The following is a 21,636-nucleotide window of genomic DNA, read 5'->3' on the forward strand; positions in this document are numbered from 1 at the left end:
TTCACACTTTCTGATCTTCTGTCCGTTCACCCTGGGTCAAAGCAATCTCCAGTTCTGCCAGCTTCTGCCGCAGTTCTTCTGACTGCTCCGGATTCAGCGGGTGACCACCATAGCGGACCTGATAAAATAATTGTGTGAACAGATCGGGAGTTTCATCCAGATGTGCCTGCGACAGCTCGGATCTCAAATCGCTTTTAACATGAGTTGTGAATTCTTTCTGCGTTTCAACAGGATTACGCACCAGGCCACGGTTTGCCAGTAAATCCTGAAATTTTTCGTAGAATGCCACATTTCCTGCTCGTAGTTGTCGAGTCTGCTCTCCCTGCCTGTGTAGCAGTTTTCTGAGCAATCTGATCAATACACCAAACAGCCATTTGAACCCAAAGATCAGTCCTGCAATGATAAAAACAGCAGCGCCTCCTTCCCAGCTGAACCAGCGACGTGGGGAGGAAAGAAAGGCCTTAATCGACTTGAGTAAACTAACGACCGTTGCACGTAAATCATACAGTCGATTCCCTAATCTTTTACCGGCTCTCAACATCGGGTCGTAGAAGGCTGACTTCTGGCGTTGGAATGAGACACCAATGACATAATCGGACCAGAAATTGGTCAGCGTATTGGAGATCCCTTTCCAGCTGCCGAGGGATGTTGCATTCTGGGCAACGCTTTCTGCTCGCTGCAGACTGGGTGTAGCATCCAACGTCTGCCAGCGGTCATCCAGAAATGCTTCAACCCACGAATGGGCATATCGCTGCTGTACTTCAAACTGATTGGATAAATATCCCTGTTCGCCACCTTTGAAACCGCTGATTACGCGTGTGGGAATCTCGATCGACCGTAACATTAAAGCCAAAGCAGTCGCATAATATTCGCAATGCCCGGATTTACGGTTGAACAGAAAATCTTCAACGGGATCAATATCAGGATCTTGAATTGACATATTCAACGTGTAACTGAAATCCCCGGAATCACGCAGATAAGATTCAATGAACCTGGCTTTTTCAAGATTGGTCTTAAGCTGGGGGTTATCAGCGATCAACTTCTTCGTAAATGAAATCAGTCGTTTCAAATCATCCTCTGGTAATTTCAGATAATGTGCTTCATTATCTAACTCATCCATTACGACATTTTCTGACTGTTCTTTCGCGGTAAAGACATTATACCTGGTTTCGCCGTCCGCCTCCGGAGGTTGTGCCTGGCGAATTTCCAATGTTTCCAGGTTGATACTGTATTCGGTCCTGCTCATCATATCCATACCGACAAAAGGCTGCATGATGAACAGAACCTCGGTCCCGATCGAATCCAGTACCAACTCCTGTCGATATAGCTGCTTGATCTTAAGGTCTTTTTCAATTTCTTCCGAGTTATAGAGTCTCCAGCGCGACCGTCGTCGTATTTTACTCCAGCTCCCGTTCTCGTAACCCGAAAGCACTGCCCCGCGAAACAGCGGTTCATCCGTGCCGAATCGCGCTACGAAATCTGAGACTGGCACGGGTTCATCAGTTTGGTTGTCATAAATGGAGAGTTGAAGTACGCGTTCCGAACTTTCCAGAATTTCCCCCATTTCTCCCAGCTGTACTTTTTCTGCAAATCCGACCAGCGGTTTATCACTCGCGGCCAACGCTTCATTTTCAAAGAATGAGCGATTCACCCATAAACGAGGAATCAATAAAAAGAAACACATGGAAATCAGCAAGGCACTGATAAAATATCCAAAACAGGCGCCCAAATATTCTACGGACAACCATTGCCTGGAGAGATCAGACTGTATGCCACCGCGGACACAACTCTTCTGATTAGATAAAGAGTACCCGGGGCTTTGCCCGACAGTTGAGGATTTGGGAAAAGGAGAAGACGAATCATACTGCAGGAAGGAATTTCGTGTCCGATGTAGCGAGAAGACTGAAAGCGTCCAGATTGACAGGTACAGGTAAATCACCAGTAATAAACCATAGTAAACTGATTCGGTCAGCACAGCTCCTACTGCAATCTGCAGAAAACCGAGCGTGCACAACCACCAATACTGTGTGTCCCCTTTTTTCTGCAGAAGAATGATCCAGGTCAGGTAAACCAGGAAATGCGCTCCGGAGAGTAATCGGCCTTCAATAGTAGAAGAGAATTCAGCACAGACAACCAAAAACGCGAGCAGCCCCAGAATATTTGCCCAGAGAGGACTGAGACTGAATTTATTCCAGCGGTCCGTAAAAAACAGAGTGATGAGCCCGAGAGGAATCGTCACGATTTGTGGAATCACTCCCCCCTCAGCCATCATGAACATGATGCTGGATAAAACCACGAGCAGGTAGATACTGATCTGAAAAGTGAGGGTTAAATTCACCTGTCACGCTCTCATTAATAAAGTAGTGCTTTGTCAAGCTACGAATTGAGGGTTGGGGGGTGTTGTTTACGTGCTCCGTTGTCGCACTCTCGCGATATCTATCAACCCAATTTTAAAAATGACACTCCAGTAGTTTTCATCAGTTTGTTTCCAGCACCAGCCAGCGGCTGAGAATTTTCGGATCGGCCTCAATCGTTTTACAGGAACCTGAGATCTCTTTTCCCCGGGACCCCAGCAGCGAACTGAAACTGAATCGATTCGAAGAATCGTTTTCCTGCCGGGTTGTCACAAGAACTGTGCGTGTGCGTGGTGAGGCTGTTTCGGAGACAATTTTCACAAATTCACCTAATGCTGAGGTTTTGCCAGCATTCAGAGTTGCCAGAAAGTCCAGCAGATACTCCAGCCCCTGTGAGCCAATGCCCACTTCTAATACTTCCAGAGTTGCTGCCTGTGAAACGAGTGTTAATTTCGTATCCCGGCTGTTCTTGAGGTGTTCTCGACACAGCGTTCCAACAAAAGAAATGGCCCACTCTACACGTTCCCGCTGGTGCAGCACGGAATTGCCCGGCAGCCACAGGTCCAGACCAATCACCAGATCATAGTTTCGGTTCTGATGATATTCCTGAACCATCAACTCTCCCTGTCGCGCAGAACTCCGCCAGTGGATTGCGCGTTGACTGTCTCCGGTACGATACTCGCGAATATGATTAAATTCGTCATCAAATACACCACGACGGCTGCGATTCTGTTGAGCCATCTCTGCAATCGAAAAAAAATCTTCTGCCCAGTTTGAACTTAAACGTCCAATCTGTGGGTGTACTATGATTTCATTTTGTTCGTGAAAGATAGCCCCTCGTTTAACCAGACCCAGTGGATAACGAGTCGAAACGTGAAGTGGCCCGAACTGATAAATCCCCCGATGCATCAGTTTGACATAGTAATGCGCAGAGAGTTGCTGCCGAGGTCCGACTCTTCGAAATACGACAGAGGCTTCCAGGTCTTCATTACTGTTTTTAAACGTGTCGTTGACCTCCATCAGGTAGGCTGCGATGACCCGTTTCTTATTCTCCATCAGAATCTCAGCAGTGAAAGTCTCTCCGACCATCACCCGTTGAGGAATAATCCGTTTCAACTGGATGTTCTTGAGCATGCTGTATGTAATCCAGCCATTCAACACAAAAGGGCCAGTCATCATCGCAAAAACCAGCATCAGCATATTTTCCCGAGACAGAACCGACCCGATAAACAGAACAGTCATCATCAAAAGATAGACAACGCCATCGCGGGGGAGTGAAACTCGATTTCTCCCGATCCGTTTTACCTGAAAGCGTTCTAAATCAGGGAAAATGATAAGCAATATGTTTGAGACACCCCACAAGAATAATCCGGCGCTGGCAAACCTCAGGATCAAAGGGAGATTGTGATGAATTTCTTTCAGAGTCAGTGGAAACTGAAAGCTATAAGTAAAGATGAAGATTCCCACCAGCATTAAGATCAGCCAGGGGCGCCACTCTTTTCTTTTGTGCCAGAACTCGAACAGGTTATTTTTCATGTATGGTCAATACTACCGAATACCCTGGAAGACTGTTCATTCCTCAAGAAGGAACACCCTCTTGATTCATTTATTCTAGCAGCAACCGAAGAAAGATCTACGCTGAAAACAGGAGAGATCAAGAAGGTTACGAATGCGTTGATACCTGTCGAGATCGATTGAAGACGTTATTTCAGGGGATGCAATCCTGCTTCAAGCCGACGTTGATTTATCGTTGAGAATGCGCGAGGTTCTTTTTTCAAAAACTTGATTAACTGGGACGAAGAGCAACTCAGAAACTGACTCGCAGCCTTTATATCAAATTGATAGTAAAATATTGTATCCAGAGCTTCGGCAAGCAGTGCCGGAAACTCATCATGCTCTGAATTTACTTTCAGTGTTCCATTCATGATTCTGCGCTGCCAGAGCAATGAAGGAGATTCCGAGATTTCTGAGATGCGATATCCCAGAGCCAGATTCACACGCAAGCGAAACAGGGCAATAGACCGGTTTCGTCCCTGCTGTCGTCGTTCAGAAGCTTCTCCCCGAATATTGGTGGGGATATGTTTGATGACAACTCCGGTTTCGACTTTATTTCGATGCTGGCCGCCGGGACCGGATCTCCTGACATGCTCAATCTGACAATCTTTCAATAGTAATTCGAGATTACAACATGCGGGATGCGTCTTGCCAGAAAGTTCACGGTCCGAGTCAATTGCTGCCATCATAGGTCACACTCACTTGAATTCGCTTCGAAACCACGTCGAACTGAAGTTTCGACGGCCATTCGAATTTAACAGGTAGTTTTTAGTTTATAAAAGAAAGCGGGAGTTGTTTCAGCGTACTTCACAGATCAGCAGTCAAGGATTATGATGCACGAGTGACCTGTTATTATAGGCTGCATCACATTGATTTCGCCAGCCTGTATTCAGGTATATATTATTTCAAATCTCAGGCCTGTCTGATTGGAATACGGGAACCGTGTTCTCTGTGCTCAGGTACAGTGAATCCAGTCACTGTTTTCTCTGAAAGCCTGGCCCTTGGATATTCAGGTATCAGCATGCAACCCATTCTCAGACCGTCCAAAACAATTCCCAGTCTGCTGGTTGTTCTATCCATTGTCTGTAGCCTGGCTGTGGGTTGTGGTAAAACACATGACCCGAACAGTAAAGAAGCCACGGAATATGTGCTCAAACTGGGTGGAACCGTGATTCCAGTACACAGTGAACTTCCGATCGAAACTCCTGCCAAAATTCCCGAAGGAAATTTTGCGATCCGAAAAATTGACCTGACCAATGCAAAATTAAAAAATATTGAGCTGGGAAAACTGTCCAATCTCCGTTATCTCGAATCACTGAATCTGCATCGCACGAACCTGACCGATGAAGGACTGACCCTGATCACTGATTTACCGAAATTACAATCACTCGAAATCGCCTATACGCCCGTTACCGACAAGGCGATCAGCCAGTTGACCCGATTCCCGAAATTACGAAAAATCTTCCTGTATGGAACCGCAGCTAAACCTCAAACACTTGAGGACCTGAAATCAAATCTAAAGGGATGCACGATCTATAAATAATCGTGATGCAGAAAGTTCTCGATCGCATCACATTTAACCTTAGCGTCTCTCAATCTATTACACTCGGTCCAAATGCCTGCGAGACGCTATAATAATGGGACAGCGTCTAATCTTTTGAATACGGCGTGAGTGGTTTTTGCCACGGGACAGTGCCATACCGCTGGATTTCTGCTCTTAATAATACCGAGAGCTGATTGAATTTTTTCCGGTTACTCTCGGCCAGATTTTTCTGTTCCAGAGGATCAGCCTTCAGATCATACAGTTCCAGCGGCTCAAACGGACTGTTCTGTAGAAGTTTCCATTGCCCACTGCGCACCGCTTCAATCGTTTTCCCTCCATAACGAGTTCCCCCTTCTCGTCGTCGGAAAAACCAGTGTGTTCGTAACGGCTTCTGCTGTTTGCCTTGCAGGGTGGGTAGAAAACTGACGGCATCTAAACCCGCAGGTACAGTGAGACCACTTGCTTCACAAACCGTGGGAAAAATGTCCATACTCATTGCCATAAAATCCGTGTCTGAGTGGGGCGCAATGTGATTTTTCCAGACCACACCCGTGGGAACTTTTAATCCGCCTTCGTACATACTCTGTTTGCCATCACGCAAGGCTCCGTTATTGGCTCCCACACTCAATTGACCGCCGTTATCGGAACTGAAAACAATCAGAGTGTTCTCACTCAGACCGGTTTCATCCAGGGTCTGAACGACTTTCCCGATTCCTGCGTCCAGATGTTCAATCAATGCCACCAGCTTTGCCCGGCCGGGATCGATCCCCGTCTCCCGTTGTTTGATTTTTTCCAGCCATTCCTGGGGAGGCTGGATGGGAGTGTGTGGAGCGTTATACGCGAGATATAGAAAGAAGGGACTTTCATTCTTTGACTGCTGCTTTAAATACTCACAGGTCCAGTCAGTAAACAGATCAGTCGCGTGCCCCTGGGGATCGACTGTTTCCTGATTCCGTCGCATATAGTTCACATTGTGCCGACGATGTAGATAGTAATCGTCCATCATATCACCCAGAAAACCACGAAAGAGATCAAACCCCCGTTCGGTAGGTGTATTCGGCGATTCCAGCCCCAGGTGCCACTTACCTATGATTGACGTCTGATATCCCGCTTGATGAAAGACATCAGCCAGTGTGACTGCAGATGGTTTGAGATATCCCCAGCTGTTTTCAGGATGTGTGCGAATTACTCCCGGGATTCCCACCATATCCTGGTATTGTCCGGTTAATAAAGCGGCCCGTGTGGGAGAACAGACGGGGCAGTTTGCATAAAAACTGGTGAATTTCATACCCCGGTTTAGTAATCCGTCAATATGTGGCGATTTTAAATCGGTGGCACCGTAACTGCTTAAATCTCCATAACCCAGATCATCCACCAGAATCACCAGAACATTAGGGCGTGTCTGTTGCGCACTGGTTTCCCGTGTAATTAAGTGTGAATACAGTGTCAACAGAATGATTAACGTGGCTCGTAACAGGATTGTTTTTTTCATCGTCCGTAATACTTTCTGATTAAGTAGAACCAGGAATTCGATCATTGATTTAATCGATCTTATACATTGAAGTCATTCCATAGTTTTTCAAATTCGGATTCAAAACGTACCAGCAGTTTAGGATCATTAGTGATCACCAGGTTTTCTGAATTATTTCGAGAAGCGCTGCGTGTCCAGTTATAGCTGCCCGTTAAAACAGACTCGGAATCAAACAGGGCAAATTTATGATGCATGTGATATTCTGTCTGGTCAATTCTTACAGGGATGCCTGATCTTTCCAGTCGTTCAATGTCAGAGCCTCGATCAAAGGATTTATCGTTATCGGTAACGATTCTGATTTGAACCTGTCGCGCGTGTGCATCGAGTATGGATTCTGTGACTCGATCATCTGTAATTGTAAAAACGCAAATGTCTAATTTCTTACGAGCAGAAGCAATCAGCCTGCAGATTCGATGCGAGCAGTCGTCATGCGGGCTGAATAATGCTTCCGAGCTGAGAGTGGTTTCAATTGTGTTGGCATTGGCCAGGATTTTCATCAGATCTTCCAGCCAGGAAAGTGCCTGTGTATCGGAAACTCCTGCCGGTTTATTTTCACGAAAGATCTGAAACGCTTCATTGCGAACCAAAGATAGATTATGCTCTGTGAGGCTGATATGCGAAAATATCTGACTTAAAGCAGTACGTTCACTGCGTGTCATCTGAAAATCTTCAAACGTCTGCAGTAACATATTCCGAATTTGTGAGCGATCCATTTCAGGTAGCTGCCTATAATGTTTATGAAGGATTAACGAAATGGCAGATTGCGATTACATATGCAATCTGCTTCAATTTATACTAGCGTGAACATACTTTATGGAAAAGACACTCGCATGAAACTGTTGATTTCAGGCAGCTCCGGACTCGTCGGTTCTAACTTATGTCAGAAGCTGGATTCTGACCCTGCATATGAAACGGTGCGACTGGTTCGAAAGCAATCTTCAGAAAAGCAGGAGACGACCGTCTTGTGGCAACCCACCAGCGACGGCATGGATTTGAGTCTCTTTGCAGGAGTCGATGCAGTAATTCATCTGGGCGGCGTGAATATCGCGAACAAACGCTGGTCACCAGAAATAAAGCAGAGCATCTATAACAGTCGTGTGCAGTCAACCAGTCTGCTGGCAAATTCCATGGCCCAACTCGATCAGCCTCCCTCAATCTTTATCTGTGCTTCCGCGATCGGTTACTATGGAGATCGTGGTGATGAACGTCTCGATGAAAACAGTGAACGCGGAAACGGTTTTCTGGCCGATGTCTGTGAAGGCTGGGAAACAGCGACTCAGCCTGCCAGAGATGCGGGGATTCGTGTTGTCAATACGCGTTTTGGGATGATACTGGACAAGCAGGGGGGCGCTTTGGCGCAAATGCTGACGCCATTCAAATGTGGCGTTGGGGGTAAACTGGGAAGTGGCTCACAGTATTGGAGCTGGATTGCTTTACCGGATGTTGTGAATGCAATTCTGTTCTGCCTTCAGCATTCCGAGATTGAGGGGCCTGTTAATTTTGTGGCCCCCGATGAAGTCACCAATCTGGAATTTACTAAAACGCTGGGAAAAGTCCTCTCGCGTCCGACGTGCCTGCCCGTTCCGGCCTGGGCTATTAAAACGATCTTTGGAGAAATGGGGCAGGCGCTGATGTTGTGCAGTGCACGTGTCACTCCTCACAAACTGCAGGCAACTGGTTATGAATTCACTTACCCTAAACTGGAAGATGCATTTCGCGGCCTGCTGTGATGTGTAGATTTACTGCAGGATCGGCAGTGAAGAACCGGGATTGTGCTGGAATTCTTTCGTGACAATCCCGCCAATCAGAGTCGTAGGAGTTACATCGAAGATTTCCACACGGGTCAGGGAGCCTGCTAATCGTGGGTTGCCATCAAAGACCACAATGCGATCACAGTTGGACCGACCAACCAGTTGCTCTGCCAGCGATTCTTCAATCGCTTTCTGAGCTGACTTGCTGGGACCTTCGACCAGGACTTCGACCTGTTTGCCAATGAACTCCGCATTATCTTCTTCACTGATCTGGTTCTGCACCGCCAGCATTTCATTGTTGCGGCGTTTTTTGACTTCATCAGGAATTTCATCTTTGAACCGCTCTGCGGCTTTCGTACCCGGACGTTCGCTGTATTTGAAAATGAAACTGTTCTTGAAACGAAACTCGCGAATCGATTCCAGACTGAGTTGATGTGATTCTTCGGTTTCACCGGGATGGCCTACAATGAAATCACTGGAGACAGAGCAACCGGGGAGAATCTCGTTGACACGCTGCATCATCTCCCGGTAATCTTCTACCGTGTAACCCCGTTTCATGACTTTCAGGACATCATTGCAACCGTGCTGCAGGGGAACGTGCAGATAACGGGTGGCTTTGGGAAGATCCCGAATGGCCTCCAGCAGGTCGGTGGTCATGTCTTTGGGATAGCTGGTAACAAACTTGATGCGATTGATCCCTTCCACATCGTGGATCTGGTACAACAGATCAGAGAGGCGATACAGTTTACCATCCTGTGTATGTTTATAACTGTTGACGGTTTGACCGAGCAGTGTGACTTCTTTGACTCCCTGATCAGCGAGAACATTCACTTCCGATAGAATTTCGCGTGGAGAACGACTCTGTTCGGGGCCGCGGGTCGAAGGCACGACGCAGTAAGAACAGAATTTGTCACAACCGATCATGATCCGCACAAATGCCTGATAAGGCGAGGGACGCATCTCAGGATCGCGCAACGGATCATAACTTTGAAAACTGTTAGTGATTTCCGCGAGCTTTCCATCCTTGCGGCCCAGACCCACCGCCAGTTCACGGCTGCGCACATTCTGACTGTGATTCACGCGTGCTTTGTCGATCAGACTGGAAACCTGCGCCAGCTGGCCGGTCCCGACTACGAAATCGACCTGGGGGGCTTTTTGAAAAATCAGCTTCTGATCTTTCTGTGCCATACAGCCCATGACCCCGATCACTTTTTTGGGGTTTTTCCGGGCGCCGTAGCGCAACCTGCCTAAGGAACTATAAATTTTATGCTCCGCATGCTCCCGGACACTGCAGGTATTAAACAGAATGGTTTCTGCCTCTTTCACATTCTGTGTCAGTTCATAGCCACGTTTCCGCAGATCGGCTACGACCAGTTCGCTATCCAGCATATTCATCTGGCAGCCAACAGTTTCAATATAAAGCTTGTGGTTGTGATCCGTCACCACCTCTACCTGGCTTTCAGCTGTTTCAGCCGGTGTGTGTTCGGAATTTGATTCAGTGGTTTGATCAACGTGAGACATGGACTGCTTTTACTACTGTTTTAAATGAATGGGTCAATGTTCGTGCCGTAAACAAAATTACTGGCGTGTACTGAAACAGCGACGCCAGTAGTTAAGCTGCGGAAGCTTTTTGATCGGCAGAGTTCCGTTCCGTCTGCTGCTCGGACGGATTGTTTTCGGTTGCCAGATTCCCTGATTGAGAGAGTTCCTGGGTATATTCAATCGCCAGTTGCTGGACAACCACTTTCTTATGATGCGTCATCAGGGAAGCCAGCGACTTCAAAGCTAATAGAGATGCGACGACATACAAAACCAGATTCCAGACATCCATGTCAATCCTCCTTGAGATCCATGGTGGCGTTCAGTGCGAATTCCGTGAGACTCTACTTCATCACTCCCATAAACTCTTCGCTCAGTTACTGATACGAAGATGATTCATCTATTTTTGGCGACGCTAGTGAATAATTCAATATCATTTATGCCTGATTCATGAAACCTGCGCAAAAGAATCATAAAATCTAAGCATTTCGGGTCTGTTTTGGGGCTTTCCTTCACCATTCAGGTCCAAACCTCTGAATTTACCGTCTGAACTGATCGATTCTCAGTCGCGAATTCGTTCAATATAGGAACCGGTTGCGGTATCCACTTTGATTTTTTCGCCGACATTGATGAAAGCGGGAACCTGTACCGTGGCGCCCGTTTCAATTGTGGCGGGTTTGGTCACATTTGTGGCGGTATTCCCTTTGGCAGCGGGTTCTGTATAAGTGACTTCCACCACGACCTGTTGAGGCGGATCCATGCCAATCAACTGATCATTCCAGAACAGCAGGTTGCAGATGGCACCATCCAGCAGGTAGTCCGCTGCATTTCCACATACCGACTCGCCAATTGTATATTGTTCGAAGGATTCATTATCCATAAAGTGCAGACCTGTTGCGTCTTTATACAGGTACTGTCCGTCACCTTTCCGGATATCGGCCTGTTCCAGACTTTCTCCACCACTTTTATAAGTCCGGTCAAGGATCGTGCCTTTGAGCAGATTCCGCAGTTTCGTACGGTACAGGGCCTGTCCTTTGCCCGGCTTGACAAAGTTGACTTCAATCATTTCATAAGGATCACCGTCGACGATCACTTTGACACCCTTGCGAAAATCGCCTGTACTGATTTGTGGCATCGCTTAATTTCTCTGACAATAAAAGTGTTGTGAAAAGGTCATTTGAGTTTTGTTTCCAAGGGCGAGAGAATAACATATCTTCGAACCGTTGCAAACGAAGAGTAGCCGAAATGTCTTTCAATTTTTTCTGCCTGATAATACCCGGTTCCTCTCCGGAACGATGAGATCACTTACTGGATTACCAATTTTATAATGGCAATATCGCTTTCAGAAACGACCTGGCAAAAATCGCTGTCCCAGGCGATCCGTGATCCACGGGAACTTATTTCCAGACTGAATTTGCCGCAAGAGCTGCTGGAACCGGCCCGCAGCGGTGCGCATTTGTTCCCCGTCATGGTTCCAGTCAGTTATCTGAATCGAATTGAACCCGGTAATCTCGACGATCCGCTCTTGAAACAAATTCTGCCTGTTGAACTGGAAAACACGGATGTCCCGGGGTTTGAGACAGATGCTGTTGGTGATTTAAAAGTCAGATCCACGTCGGGAATCCTGCAGAAATACCATGGCAGGGCATTATTGATGGTCAGCGGTGCCTGTGCGATCCACTGCCGCTATTGTTTCCGCAGACATTACCCCTACGGCGATGAACCACGCACATTGGCGGAATGGGAACCGGTCTGGCAGTCCCTGCAGGCTGATTCGACCATTCAGGAAATCATTTTGAGCGGTGGGGATCCCCTCTTACTCACCGATATCCGCCTGAATGCGCTCTGTGAGCGGATCGCTGTAATTCCACATGTGAAACGACTCCGGATCCATAGCCGTCTGCCTGTTGTATTGCCCGATCGAATTCATGCTGGTTTGCTGGAAATGTTACAACGTCTGTCAGAGCAGGGCACGATGCCCTGGATGGTGATTCATGTGAATCATCCGAATGAAATTGCCGCTGATGTAGAATTCGCAATCAAACAGATGCTGCAGGCAGGCATCCCGGTTCTGAATCAGTCTGTATTATTGAAGGGAATTAATGATACCACTGAGACTTTGATTGCATTATCGGAAAAGCTGGTCAATCTGGGCGTCATTCCGTATTACCTGCATCAATTGGATCGTGTGACAGGTGCAGCCCACTTTGAGGTCCTGGAAGAGCACGGACGGAAACTGATTGAGGAACTGCGCACCCGTCTGCCAGGCTACGCGGTGCCTCAGTATGTCCGTGAGATTCCTGGTGAACCCCATAAAACTTCGCTTCTGGGGTAGCTCAATCAGACGCCGTCAGAAAGTTGCCGGAACAAGGCAGTAAAGCGCTCGCCGCGTTCTACGAAGCTGGAAAACCAGTCATAGCTGGCACAGCCAGGTGAGAGCAAAATCACATCCCCTGGAGCCGATTGTTGAAACGCCCAGTCAAAAGCGGCTTCAAAAGAAGTCTGAGGCAGTGACATTACTGCAAGTTCAGACTCTTGAATTGCGTCCTGTCTTTCCTGCAGAAGCTCATGCATGAGCTTACCTGTTTGGCCCATCAGAGCGGTCGCTTTGGTACCTGTCAGTAGTTTTTCGACAAATTTTGTCAGGTCCACCTGTTTATTTGAGCCACCAGCCAGCAGGATCACTGGGTTATTGTGAAAAGCTTCCAGGGCACAGATGACTGATTCCGGGGTCGTCGCCAGGGAATCATTGTAAAATTTTCGCTGCTGAAATTCGCCGAGAAATTCAAGGCGATGTGGTAATCCGGTGAACGACTCGAGTCCCTGTTTCAGTGCATGGTCAGCTATACCCGCTGCCCGACACGCCAGTATTGCTGCTGCTGCATTCCATCGATTGTGAGAACCGGGTACTTCCAACTCGGGCGAAAGTGCTAGCTTTTGATCTTTGAACTGAAATTGATCCTGATCGACAAACAGATCAGGGGCGAGTTCAGCGTGTGTACCAAAATAGAAGATGTCTCCAGGAGTCTGCCAGGTTTGCAATTCCAGATCATCCTGATTGAGAACTGCCACATCCGTTTCATTCTGCCAGCGCATGATCGTCTGTTTGGCTTGACGATAATGCGTCAGCGCCTGATGCCAGTCGAGATGATTGGGGCTGAAGTTTGTGACGACGGCAATTTGCGGGCTGACCTGGATACGGTTAAGTGCTTCCAGCTGAAAACTACTCAATTCCAGCACCACCCAGTCTTCGGACTGAATCTGCTCCAGTTCGGGCAACAGACTGATGCCAATATTCCCACCCAGCCAGCAGCGCTGGCCGGCGGCTTGCAACAGATTGTAGATCATGGCAGTCGTTGTGGATTTTCCATTGCTCCCGGTGACCCCGATGACGCGTCCCGGATTAAGCTGCCAGAACAGTTCAATCTCACTGCTGACTGGAATCCGTTGTTGAGTGGCATTCCTTAACAGGGCATGACCGGGAGGAATCGCCGGGTTCACGACCAGCAAATCGATGTCAGTTAATTCAGGAGACTGGTCTCCCAGTTGGAAGGTCACTTCCGGACAGTCTTCCAACTTTTGCAAGGAATCCTGTAGTGCCTGAGCTGATTTGGCATCAATGACAGTAACCCGTGCCCCTCTTTCAGCTAGAAATCGGACGGTTGCCACACCGCCTCCAAATTTCCCGAGACCGAGTACGGTAACATCCTTCCCGGCCAGGTCATTGTTCTGAATAAAATAGGGCAAAATGCTCATGGAATATGGTTATGCTCTTGGCACTGGTCTGAAAAATCTCTGCTGAAATTACGTGAGAGTCGTAACTGGAAATTGCGCTGGCATCAGTAGGTTTGCATATTTCATGAATCCGCGGTAGTCTGATTTCGAAACAAAATTTATGAATCCACAGTTCAATTTGAGGGTCAGCCAATGTTGCTTGCTGCCGAAAAGAATGTCTGGTTAGGACTGCACACAGCCGACTGGATCATACTGGCTCTTTACTTTGTTGTCATTCTTGCCATTGGTCTCTGGTCTGTCAAAAGGGTCAAAGACATGGCAGACTTCTTCATGGGGGGCCGCCGTTTCGGGAAGGTCTTCATGATGTTCTTCGCCTTTGGCTCGGGAACGAGCAGCGAACAGGCCATCAGTGTCGTCGCTGGTACCTGGCGGGCAGGACTGGCGGGCATCTGGTGGCAGTTTCTCTGGTTATGGGCCACCCCGTTTTACTGGATTGTCGCGCCACTCATGCGCCGCATGCGTGCCCTGACGACGGCGGATTTCTTTGAGACCCGCTTCAACGGGCCGACTGCGGTCATGTATTCATTTTACGGGATTGCCATTTCGATTACTTTTATCGCCGGCGGCCTGTTTGGCACGGGAAAGATGGTCGATGCATTAACAGGCAATGAGTTGGACCGGCTTTCCGTTGAAGCTAATATCATGGTTCCGGCTGCAGAATGGGATACCACTGAAAAGACATTTCACATCACAGAACGTCGGTTACAGGGTTATGAATTTGCGATTCTGGCCGTGACTGTCATGTTTGTAATTTATGGTATGGCGGGTGGCCTGGGAGCCGCCATTATCACTGACTTTATCCAGGGGATTTTGACCATCGTGTTTTCATTCCTGCTACTGCCGTTTGTGTTTTTCGAGATCGGCGGGTTTGGAATGCTCCATCAGCAGTCGGATCTCAAGAAAGGCATGCTGGATCTGACGGTCAGTCCCGAACTGGCTGCCACGATGGGAGAACCGATCACCCCGTTTTACGTCTGTATGCTATCAATTACTGCTCTGGCCGGAATTGTAATTCAACCTCATATTATGGGTGTCTGTGGGGCAGGGAAGACCGAATATGAAGGCCGCTTCGGATTCACTGTCGGTAATTTCCTGAAACGATTCTGTACGGTCGCCTGGACGTTTACCGGACTGGCCTGCATTGTCTGGTATATGGGCGATAACAGTCCGCTGAAAACATCACCTGATCCAGCCGACCAGGCGGTTTATCAGTCTCTCATGCTGCGAGCCAGTCCTGAATACGATCAGCTTTCTGACGAGGAAAAAGCGAAAGTAGAGACCACCGATAAGAACTTTGCAGACAAGCTCTTTGGCATGGCGGCACATGATATTCTGCCACGCATTGCCCCCGGTCTGATCGGGCTGCTGCTGGCATCCCTGCTGGCGGCAGTGATGAGTACCAGTGATGCCCAGATGATTATTTCCAGTGGTTTATTTACGGAAAATATCTACCGAAAATGTATCGCCAAAAATAAGTCCCAGCGGCATTACCTTTGGGTAGGGCGCGTGGCAGGGCTGGTGATTGTGATCATGGCGCTGATCCTGCAAACTACGTTTACAGATATTATCGATGCCTTGAAAATCATTGTAAAAACGCCGGCCTGTATCGGTATCAGCCTCTGGTTTGGCATTGTCTGGCGACGCTGGAATGTGATATCTGTCTGGGTCTCAACGATCACGGGAATCGTGGTCTGGTCCGTCGTCGCGTTTCATGCAGACACCTTATATAACTCAGGACTGCTGCCGGAGAGCATGTTTAAATCCGCAACAGAAATGAAAGATGTCTGGCAGATGTTCTCCTTCATGAGTCTGGCAATTCTCAGTGGTATTCTTGTAAGCTTCCTGACACCACGCCAATCACAGGAAAAGCTGGACCATTTCTATAAGCTGATGCATACGCCGGTGAGACTCAATGAAGTCATCGATGCCCCCTGTACGCTGCCAGCAGAGCCGGAACCCATGGGTAAAAAGCTGTTTCCCAACTCGAAAGATATTGAAATCCCCTATCCTACATTTCAGGATCTGGCCGGGTTTGCTCTGGCATGGGGGGCGGTTGCTGCGATCATCTTTCTGACACAATTCCTGGCTAAAGTGGCCTGAACCTGCTGCCGTTTGTGCCAAACCGGATTGAGGCCATCCCAAATCTGCGTAAAAAAACAGCCGAAAACATAACTGTTTCCGGCTGTTAAATATTGTGATGAAGCTACTACTTTATTTCATTAGCTGCGGTAAGTCACGGTGACTTTTCCACGGCGTGATTCGACAACCACGCTGTATTTCCCGTAATCAAAAATCTTGCGTCGTCCGTCTTTAGTGCAGCGAACGCATTCGCAGGCACAAGTGGGAGCACAAATTTCCACAGCCACACATCCTGGTTCGCAACAGCTGTGTTTGGGTGCACATGGATCAACAATCAATACAAGTTTTGGATTCGAACAGGGAGCGATGTTGCGAGGACGTTTGTATTTGACACAATCAAATACGGGAATCTCTTGTGAAGCAACATGGTGTTCATACGGTTGCGGTGCCAACTCAGGCATGGGTACAGGACCAACTGACGGCGGTAATGCAGTCGTCTGGCCCACCAATAACCCTTGTCCCAGATTAAATACAGGACCCTGAGCTTGCGCTGTTGAAGTTGAAACGGTCAAGGCAATCATGCCTAACGTGTAACAAACAATCTTGTTCATCTCTGAATACTCCTTTTGCTACCTTGGTGAACTCCATTAAGGCAGCTGATTGATAAAAATCAATGTTGTTTCCCCCGACAACGTGCTTGTAGTCATTCTCCAGAATGCATGCGATCAAGCAGGTGAATAGTCAGTTCGTTCTCGGTTGCTCACCAGTCAAATTATACTCTACTATCAATACGAGTCGCCAATTAATCAGCAAAGCAGGTGAAAAACCGGTATCAGTTACGTACCTGATAATGATCAGAGATAATAAGTGGAGTTTGAGATGACAAGGGTTGGCCAGCAATTATTTGCGTAATCAACCAGACAACCCCTGTCTCACTGACCGGAACAGTTTCACAGGCAATTGAAAATTATCTGTCTCAGCTTGAATTCGGTCTGATCCTGTTTTGATATCGACACGTGGGATATTTGAAAAAGGGATAATCTGAATTGCCAAACATGTACAAATCGTAATAAGATTTTACAATCCTTCCGGGATGCAGTTGCAAGCCGTGCTCAGATAACACATAATCTAATTGGTTTAATTTCAAGGACTTGAGGGAGACATCCATGAACAGACCGGCCTTCCGGTGGTACGGGAAACCGTTCTATAACACGCTTGCAATGATTTGTGGCGCACTATCATCCGTGATCTTAACAGGTTGTGGCGGAAGTGAACCTGCTCCCGTCACAACCCAACCGACAACTCCTGCACCGGTTACGCCCCCTCCGCAGGTCGCGCAAAACACACAGACTACACCTGCCAAAACGACACCCGTTAAAAAAGAAGCAGAGCTGAATGACGGTCGTAAAATGATCGATGGCATTCCTTACGATGTCTGGTTTGATAATCCACTGGCTGTCGCAGGGAACCAGCAGTCAGTCACCCCGGTCGCGCTGCCAGGGAATTCTGTCGCAGCAACTCCGACGAATCGCTCTCCTGCAACGGAAATGAAAACACCTGATACTCCTGCTGCTGCATCAGGTGGAGCTGACTGGAAAACGATCATTCCCATGCCAGTTCTGGATTCGCTGGTCAAGGATATTCGAAATCGCCTGACCAAGAATATGCAGTCCGTCGGAACTTATAACACGACTTATCTGGAGCTGCCCACGTTTACTTCTACTTTGGCAGCGCTTGCCGGAATCGCATCAGAGCATCCGGACGATATTGGCTGGAAAAAAAATGCGAAATACCTGCGTGATCTGTCAGCAGGGATTTCGTCGAAGCAGTTAATGCGGGGTGCCAAATCATACCGGGATATCCAGATTCCGTACGAGCAGATGATTGTAATTATGAATGGCAGCTTGCCCGCTGGGGTTCCCGATTCTGAAGATAAAAAACCATTCAGTGATGTCGCCTCAATGGGGGACCTGATGAAGCGGATTGATATTGCTTCCAAATGGCTGAAGTCCAATGTTGGCAATGCTGATGCTTTAAAATCGGAAAAAGAAAAAGTCATTGAAGAGGCACATTTACTGGCAGCCATTGCCAAAGTCATCACGACGGAAGGCTATGGATATGTCGACGACAACGGGTTTCTGGGACATGCAAATCCTATGCAGGAGGCCAGCCTGCAGATGGTAGAAGCAGCGAAAGCCGATAACTTCCCCGAATTTGACAAGGGCTTAACCCGTGTCTACAAGGCCTGCACTGAGTGTCACAGTGAATATAAAGAGTAGTATTTCCTGAAATCAAAGCTTTCGATCCACATCAAAAACCAGCACACCACAGTTAATAGGGGAAATCGACGGAATGATTCGCAACTTATGTCACCTCGGACTACTGCTCTCTATTTCATTGACGTTTCCTGGCTTTGTCAGTACTGCAGAAGCAGACTGGATTGAGCTGGTCAGTGGTCACAAAATCGAAGGCGATGTACTCAAGCAGAGCAACGATTACCTTCTGGTTGATATCGGATTTGAAGTGCTGAGGATCCCGCTGGAACAGATCCGATCTCGTAGTAAATCGGAAAAAACTGCTGATAGTAAAACACCGGTTTCTAAAAGTAAGGACAAAATTTACTCGGTAGCCGAACTGCCGATCAAAAGCATTAAGGAACTGGCGCGGCTTTATGGGGAGGCAGTGACACTCGTTCAAACCCCCAGTGGTCTCGGATCCGGTTTTATTATCAATGAGCGGGGATATTGTGTCACCAACTATCATGTCGTTGAAAAAGAAACCCGGATTGCTGTTACTATTTTTCACCGGACAGCCAATGGGGAATTCCAGAGACGACAGATCAAGGATGTGGAAATTCTCGCATTAAACCCCTTTTTTGATCTGGCACTTCTCAGAATTCCGCAACAGAAAGATTTTACATTTCGAACCGTCTATCTTGCAGAAAATGATCAACAGCGAGAAGGGGAGGAAGTCTTTGCGATTGGTAATCCGCTGGGCCTGGAACGCTCGGTTTCCCGCGGAATCGTGAGTACGCGCAATCGTAATAGGCAGGGTATCGTGTATATTCAGACGACCACTCAGATCAATCCTGGTAACAGTGGTGGTCCCCTGTTTAACTCCCGGGGTGAAGTCATCGGCGTCACGAATATGAAGCTGATTCTGGGAGAAGGACTGGGATTTGCGATCCCCATCACCTACGTCAAACATTTTCTTGATAACCGGGATGCATTTGCCTTCGATAAAACCAGTCCCAACACGGGGTATCGCTATTTTGATGCACCTCGCAGAAAAACTCCGGTTTCTGAAAAGTAAATCAAGAAAGTTGCAACCAGCGTCTCAGTTTTATGGTATTTCCCACACAGTGATACCGAAAACCGTTTTTGAGCCTGACCAGGATGATACTCAGGTTGGGGTTGTCAGAAAAAGAAGAATTGCTACAAATAAACAGTATGATTTTCGTCACGCGTCAAAGTCTAAGACAGGGCCATAAAGTCGGATCTAGCGTGAGGTTCCCTTAATATCCCCTCTGAAAGAGAAAGAATGAAGGCTCCCATGAGAAAGCCACTTTTGTTACTCACCATCATGTTCATGCAGGCGATGTTCCTGCTGACTGCCCAGGACAGTTTTGCGCAAGATCGTGTTTCCGCAGCACAGAGACTGCCAGAAGATTCGTTGTTTTACTTTTCCATCCCGGACGTCGAAGTCATGGAAGAAAAGTGGGCTGAGACTTCGATGGCTGAAATGATCCGTGATCCCGCTTTTGCAGGAATGCGTGATGACCTGGTAAAACTGGTGGAAAAATACTCAAAAAAGTTTGAGGATGAAACCAAACTGGGACTTAGTAATGTTCTGAGCATTCCCAGCGGCGAGTTCTGTCTTGCTTTCGTTAAAAGCAGCGAAGGTAAATTTGGTGGACTGGCATCGCTGGAGTATGGTGAGAGCGGCGAGGTCCTGGAAAAAATTCTGGAAAAAACGGCTGAGGTAATGGATAAGGAAGGCGCACGCCGTTCCATCCGCAGTATCTCTGGTACTAAAATTGTCATCTATTCCTTTGAAGCAGAAAACGCTGACGACGAGCCTGTGAAAGTTCCCCTCGCCAAGCAGTTCTCTTACTTCCTTAAAGATAAAACCTTTGTTGCTTCCAATGATGATAAAATCCTGGAAGCAGTTCTCGCCAACTGGGATGGTCAGGATCAACGCTCTTTGGCTGCGAAAAAAGAGTATCAGTACATTCAAAGTAAGTGCACTGATCCGCAGGCTCCCGCAGTCGCTCAATGGTACCTGAACCCGATTGGCGCTCTGCAGTCTATTCTGGGTGTCGCCAGTCGCGTCAATCCTCAAATTGGAATGGTCCAGGGTTTTCTGCCTGCGTTGGGAATTACCAACCTGAAAGCCGTAGGGGGAGCCAGCTTCATGGCGACCAAAGAATTCGATGCCATCTCCAAAACATTCACTTATGTGGAGATGCCGACATCCGGTATTATCGAAATGTTTAAATGCCCCGCTGTGGCTCAGCAGCCCCCCATCTGGGTCTCAGACAAAGTCTCCTCATACTACTCGATCAACTGGAGTATCATTGGAGCTTATGATTCGATCGAAACTCTGTTTGATGGTTTTCAGGGCCGACCTGGTGCAATGGCCGCTGTAATCGATTCGATGGCAGATAATCCGGATGGTCCCAAAATTCACATCAAAAAAGATATTATCGATAATCTTAGTGGACGTATTCAGGTTGCTACCCAGATTGAAGAGGGAGAGCAACTGGATCTGACAAAATTATCAGGTCAGTTCACTGTGGCATTGGGGCTGAAGAATTCAGACGCCTTCCAGAAAATTATCGCGTCGCTGACCACCCGTGATGACTTTCCCGGTCAGGCACGCGAATTCCAGGGAACGACACTGTATGAAATTCCCGGCGCGGTCATTAACTCTCCCACTTCAGCAGCCTTCTGCATCGCAGAAAATCAGCTGTTTATCTCAAACGATGTACAGCAGATTGAAGGTATCCTGAGAAAAGACCGTGGTGCAGGGGCGCTCCTTAATGATGCAAACTACAAACTCATCGCGGAAAACTTCCCTGAAAAAACGTCCATGATCACCTATCAGAATGCAGATGCCCAGGTACATGCCGTTTATAACTTCATCAAGAAGAATGACGCAGCGATTGATATTGAAGGAATTGATATGTCAAAACTGCCCCCATACAGTTTCTTCCAGAAGTATCTTCCTATTACCGGTGGCTATACGATTCCCGATGATCAGGGATTCTTTACCTCGACTTTCTCAGTCAGGAAATCGAAGTAAGTTACTGACGTCGATGAATTCTTTACGAAAACCCGGTGAGCTGCCTCGCCGGGTTTTTTTATTGACCGCAGTAGTTTTTCAGAAAGAAGCAATACTTTTCTGACCGGTTCGAGTTAAATAGGGAGTAGAGGACTCACACGGTTTAAGTCCTCGTCTGATTTCAGCATACCCATGAAAGGGGCGTCA

17 protein-coding genes are annotated in these 21,636 nt (G+C 47.6%); 7 read left to right on the forward strand and 10 right to left on the reverse strand.

Features of this window, described 5'->3' with window-relative positions; translation table 11 throughout:
* Nucleotide 1 precedes the first annotated feature (1 nt).
* The 3 genes from Pan161_RS02560 to Pan161_RS02570 all read right to left on the reverse strand — a co-directional run bounded on the left by Pan161_RS02560 (nt 2) and on the right by Pan161_RS02570 (nt 4,597).
* Nucleotides 2-2,338, reverse strand: a complete 2,337-nt coding sequence (locus Pan161_RS02560) for a transglutaminase TgpA family protein (RefSeq protein WP_145224036.1) — start codon at nt 2,336-2,338, stop codon at nt 2-4.
* A gap of 139 nt (nt 2,339-2,477) precedes the next feature.
* Nucleotides 2,478-3,890, reverse strand: a complete 1,413-nt coding sequence (locus Pan161_RS02565) for a DUF58 domain-containing protein (RefSeq protein WP_145224037.1) — start codon at nt 3,888-3,890, stop codon at nt 2,478-2,480.
* Nucleotides 3,891-4,057: 167 nt separating this feature from the next.
* Nucleotides 4,058-4,597 carry a peptide chain release factor family protein gene (locus tag Pan161_RS02570; RefSeq protein WP_145224038.1) on the reverse strand — a complete coding sequence of 180 codons (540 nt, stop codon included), beginning with the start codon at nt 4,595-4,597 and terminating at the stop codon, nt 4,058-4,060.
* A gap of 332 nt (nt 4,598-4,929) precedes the next feature.
* On the opposite strand from Pan161_RS02570, the gene Pan161_RS02575 reads away from it, so the two are divergent.
* Nucleotides 4,930-5,451: a leucine-rich repeat domain-containing protein gene (locus Pan161_RS02575; RefSeq protein WP_145224039.1), complete on the forward strand. Its 522-nt coding sequence runs from the start codon at nt 4,930-4,932 to the stop codon at nt 5,449-5,451.
* Between the two features lie 106 nt (nt 5,452-5,557).
* Here the strand turns inward: Pan161_RS02575 and Pan161_RS02580 are convergent, their stop codons facing one another.
* Nucleotides 5,558-6,943 carry a sulfatase family protein gene (locus tag Pan161_RS02580; protein WP_145224040.1) on the reverse strand — a complete coding sequence of 462 codons (1,386 nt, stop codon included), beginning with the start codon at nt 6,941-6,943 and terminating at the stop codon, nt 5,558-5,560.
* Between the two features lie 59 nt (nt 6,944-7,002).
* Complete coding sequence (locus tag Pan161_RS02585) at nt 7,003-7,695, reverse strand: phospholipase D-like domain-containing protein (RefSeq protein ID WP_145224041.1); 693 nt, start codon at nt 7,693-7,695, stop codon at nt 7,003-7,005.
* Nucleotides 7,696-7,812: 117 nt separating this feature from the next.
* Here Pan161_RS02585 and Pan161_RS02590 point away from each other — a divergent pair, with 117 nt between their 5' ends.
* On the forward strand, nt 7,813-8,712 hold the full coding sequence (locus tag Pan161_RS02590; RefSeq protein ID WP_145224042.1) for a TIGR01777 family oxidoreductase: 900 nt from the start codon (nt 7,813-7,815) through the stop codon (nt 8,710-8,712).
* A 9-nt stretch (nt 8,713-8,721) separates the two neighbouring features.
* On the opposite strand, the gene miaB is transcribed toward Pan161_RS02590, so the two are convergent.
* From miaB to efp, 3 genes are all read right to left on the reverse strand, one after another.
* Complete coding sequence (miaB, locus tag Pan161_RS02595) at nt 8,722-10,254, reverse strand: tRNA (N6-isopentenyl adenosine(37)-C2)-methylthiotransferase MiaB (protein ID WP_145224043.1); 1,533 nt, start codon at nt 10,252-10,254, stop codon at nt 8,722-8,724.
* Nucleotides 10,255-10,345: 91 nt separating this feature from the next.
* Nucleotides 10,346-10,564 carry a hypothetical protein gene (locus Pan161_RS02600; protein ID WP_145224044.1) on the reverse strand — a complete coding sequence of 73 codons (219 nt, stop codon included), beginning with the start codon at nt 10,562-10,564 and terminating at the stop codon, nt 10,346-10,348.
* 270 nt (nt 10,565-10,834) lie between these two features.
* A complete protein-coding gene (efp, locus tag Pan161_RS02605; RefSeq protein WP_145224045.1) occupies nt 10,835-11,407 on the reverse strand; it encodes an elongation factor P in 573 nt (190 codons plus the stop codon).
* Between the two features lie 192 nt (nt 11,408-11,599).
* On the opposite strand from efp, the gene epmB reads away from it, so the two are divergent.
* Nucleotides 11,600-12,607, forward strand: a complete 1,008-nt coding sequence (gene epmB, locus Pan161_RS02610; RefSeq protein ID WP_145224046.1) for an EF-P beta-lysylation protein EpmB — start codon at nt 11,600-11,602, stop codon at nt 12,605-12,607.
* A gap of 5 nt (nt 12,608-12,612) precedes the next feature.
* Here the strand turns inward: epmB and murD are convergent, their stop codons facing one another.
* Nucleotides 12,613-14,028, reverse strand: a complete 1,416-nt coding sequence (gene murD, locus Pan161_RS02615; RefSeq protein ID WP_145224047.1) for a UDP-N-acetylmuramoyl-L-alanine--D-glutamate ligase — start codon at nt 14,026-14,028, stop codon at nt 12,613-12,615.
* A gap of 171 nt (nt 14,029-14,199) precedes the next feature.
* Here murD and Pan161_RS02620 point away from each other — a divergent pair, with 171 nt between their 5' ends.
* Nucleotides 14,200-16,167 carry a sodium:solute symporter family protein gene (locus Pan161_RS02620; protein ID WP_145224048.1) on the forward strand — a complete coding sequence of 656 codons (1,968 nt, stop codon included), beginning with the start codon at nt 14,200-14,202 and terminating at the stop codon, nt 16,165-16,167.
* A gap of 119 nt (nt 16,168-16,286) precedes the next feature.
* On the opposite strand, the gene Pan161_RS02625 is transcribed toward Pan161_RS02620, so the two are convergent.
* Complete coding sequence (locus tag Pan161_RS02625; RefSeq protein WP_145224049.1) at nt 16,287-16,757, reverse strand: hypothetical protein; 471 nt, start codon at nt 16,755-16,757, stop codon at nt 16,287-16,289.
* Nucleotides 16,758-17,312: 555 nt separating this feature from the next.
* Between Pan161_RS02625 and Pan161_RS02630 the strand changes: the two genes are divergently transcribed.
* The 3 genes from Pan161_RS02630 to Pan161_RS02640 all read left to right on the forward strand — a co-directional run bounded on the left by Pan161_RS02630 (nt 17,313) and on the right by Pan161_RS02640 (nt 21,450).
* Nucleotides 17,313-18,425, forward strand: a complete 1,113-nt coding sequence (locus tag Pan161_RS02630) for a cytochrome c (protein WP_145224050.1) — start codon at nt 17,313-17,315, stop codon at nt 18,423-18,425.
* Nucleotides 18,426-18,498: 73 nt separating this feature from the next.
* Nucleotides 18,499-19,458, forward strand: a complete 960-nt coding sequence (locus Pan161_RS02635) for a S1C family serine protease (protein ID WP_145224051.1) — start codon at nt 18,499-18,501, stop codon at nt 19,456-19,458.
* Nucleotides 19,459-19,698: 240 nt separating this feature from the next.
* Entirely contained in the window at nt 19,699-21,450 is a 1,752-nt protein-coding gene (locus tag Pan161_RS02640; protein ID WP_145224052.1) for a hypothetical protein, read from the forward strand.
* Nucleotides 21,451-21,636 lie beyond the last annotated feature (186 nt).

Source organism: Gimesia algae (assembly GCF_007746795.1).
Classification (GTDB): domain Bacteria; phylum Planctomycetota; class Planctomycetia; order Planctomycetales; family Planctomycetaceae; genus Gimesia; species Gimesia algae.

Bases quoted from the DNA above. Each gene is read 5' to 3' on its own strand.
- Pan161_RS02565 (WP_145224037.1), bottom strand. From the start codon at position 3,890: ATGAAAAATAACCTGTTCGAGTTCTGGCACAAAAGAAAAGAGTGGCGC.
- Pan161_RS02570 (WP_145224038.1), bottom strand. From the start codon at position 4,597: ATGATGGCAGCAATTGACTCGGACCGTGAACTTTCTGGCAAGACGCAT.
- Pan161_RS02575 (WP_145224039.1), top strand. From the start codon at position 4,930: ATGCAACCCATTCTCAGACCGTCCAAAACAATTCCCAGTCTGCTGGTT.
- Pan161_RS02580 (WP_145224040.1), bottom strand. From the start codon at position 6,943: ATGAAAAAAACAATCCTGTTACGAGCCACGTTAATCATTCTGTTGACA.
- Pan161_RS02585 (WP_145224041.1), bottom strand. From the start codon at position 7,695: ATGGATCGCTCACAAATTCGGAATATGTTACTGCAGACGTTTGAAGAT.
- Pan161_RS02590 (WP_145224042.1), top strand. From the start codon at position 7,813: ATGAAACTGTTGATTTCAGGCAGCTCCGGACTCGTCGGTTCTAACTTA.
- miaB (WP_145224043.1), bottom strand. From the start codon at position 10,254: ATGTCTCACGTTGATCAAACCACTGAATCAAATTCCGAACACACACCG.
- Pan161_RS02600 (WP_145224044.1), bottom strand. From the start codon at position 10,564: ATGGATGTCTGGAATCTGGTTTTGTATGTCGTCGCATCTCTATTAGCT.
- efp (WP_145224045.1), bottom strand. From the start codon at position 11,407: ATGCCACAAATCAGTACAGGCGATTTTCGCAAGGGTGTCAAAGTGATC.
- epmB (WP_145224046.1), top strand. From the start codon at position 11,600: ATGGCAATATCGCTTTCAGAAACGACCTGGCAAAAATCGCTGTCCCAG.
- murD (WP_145224047.1), bottom strand. From the start codon at position 14,028: ATGAGCATTTTGCCCTATTTTATTCAGAACAATGACCTGGCCGGGAAG.
- Pan161_RS02620 (WP_145224048.1), top strand. From the start codon at position 14,200: ATGTTGCTTGCTGCCGAAAAGAATGTCTGGTTAGGACTGCACACAGCC.
- Pan161_RS02625 (WP_145224049.1), bottom strand. From the start codon at position 16,757: ATGAACAAGATTGTTTGTTACACGTTAGGCATGATTGCCTTGACCGTT.
- Pan161_RS02630 (WP_145224050.1), top strand. From the start codon at position 17,313: ATGAACAGACCGGCCTTCCGGTGGTACGGGAAACCGTTCTATAACACG.
- Pan161_RS02635 (WP_145224051.1), top strand. From the start codon at position 18,499: ATGATTCGCAACTTATGTCACCTCGGACTACTGCTCTCTATTTCATTG.
- Pan161_RS02640 (WP_145224052.1), top strand. From the start codon at position 19,699: ATGAGAAAGCCACTTTTGTTACTCACCATCATGTTCATGCAGGCGATG.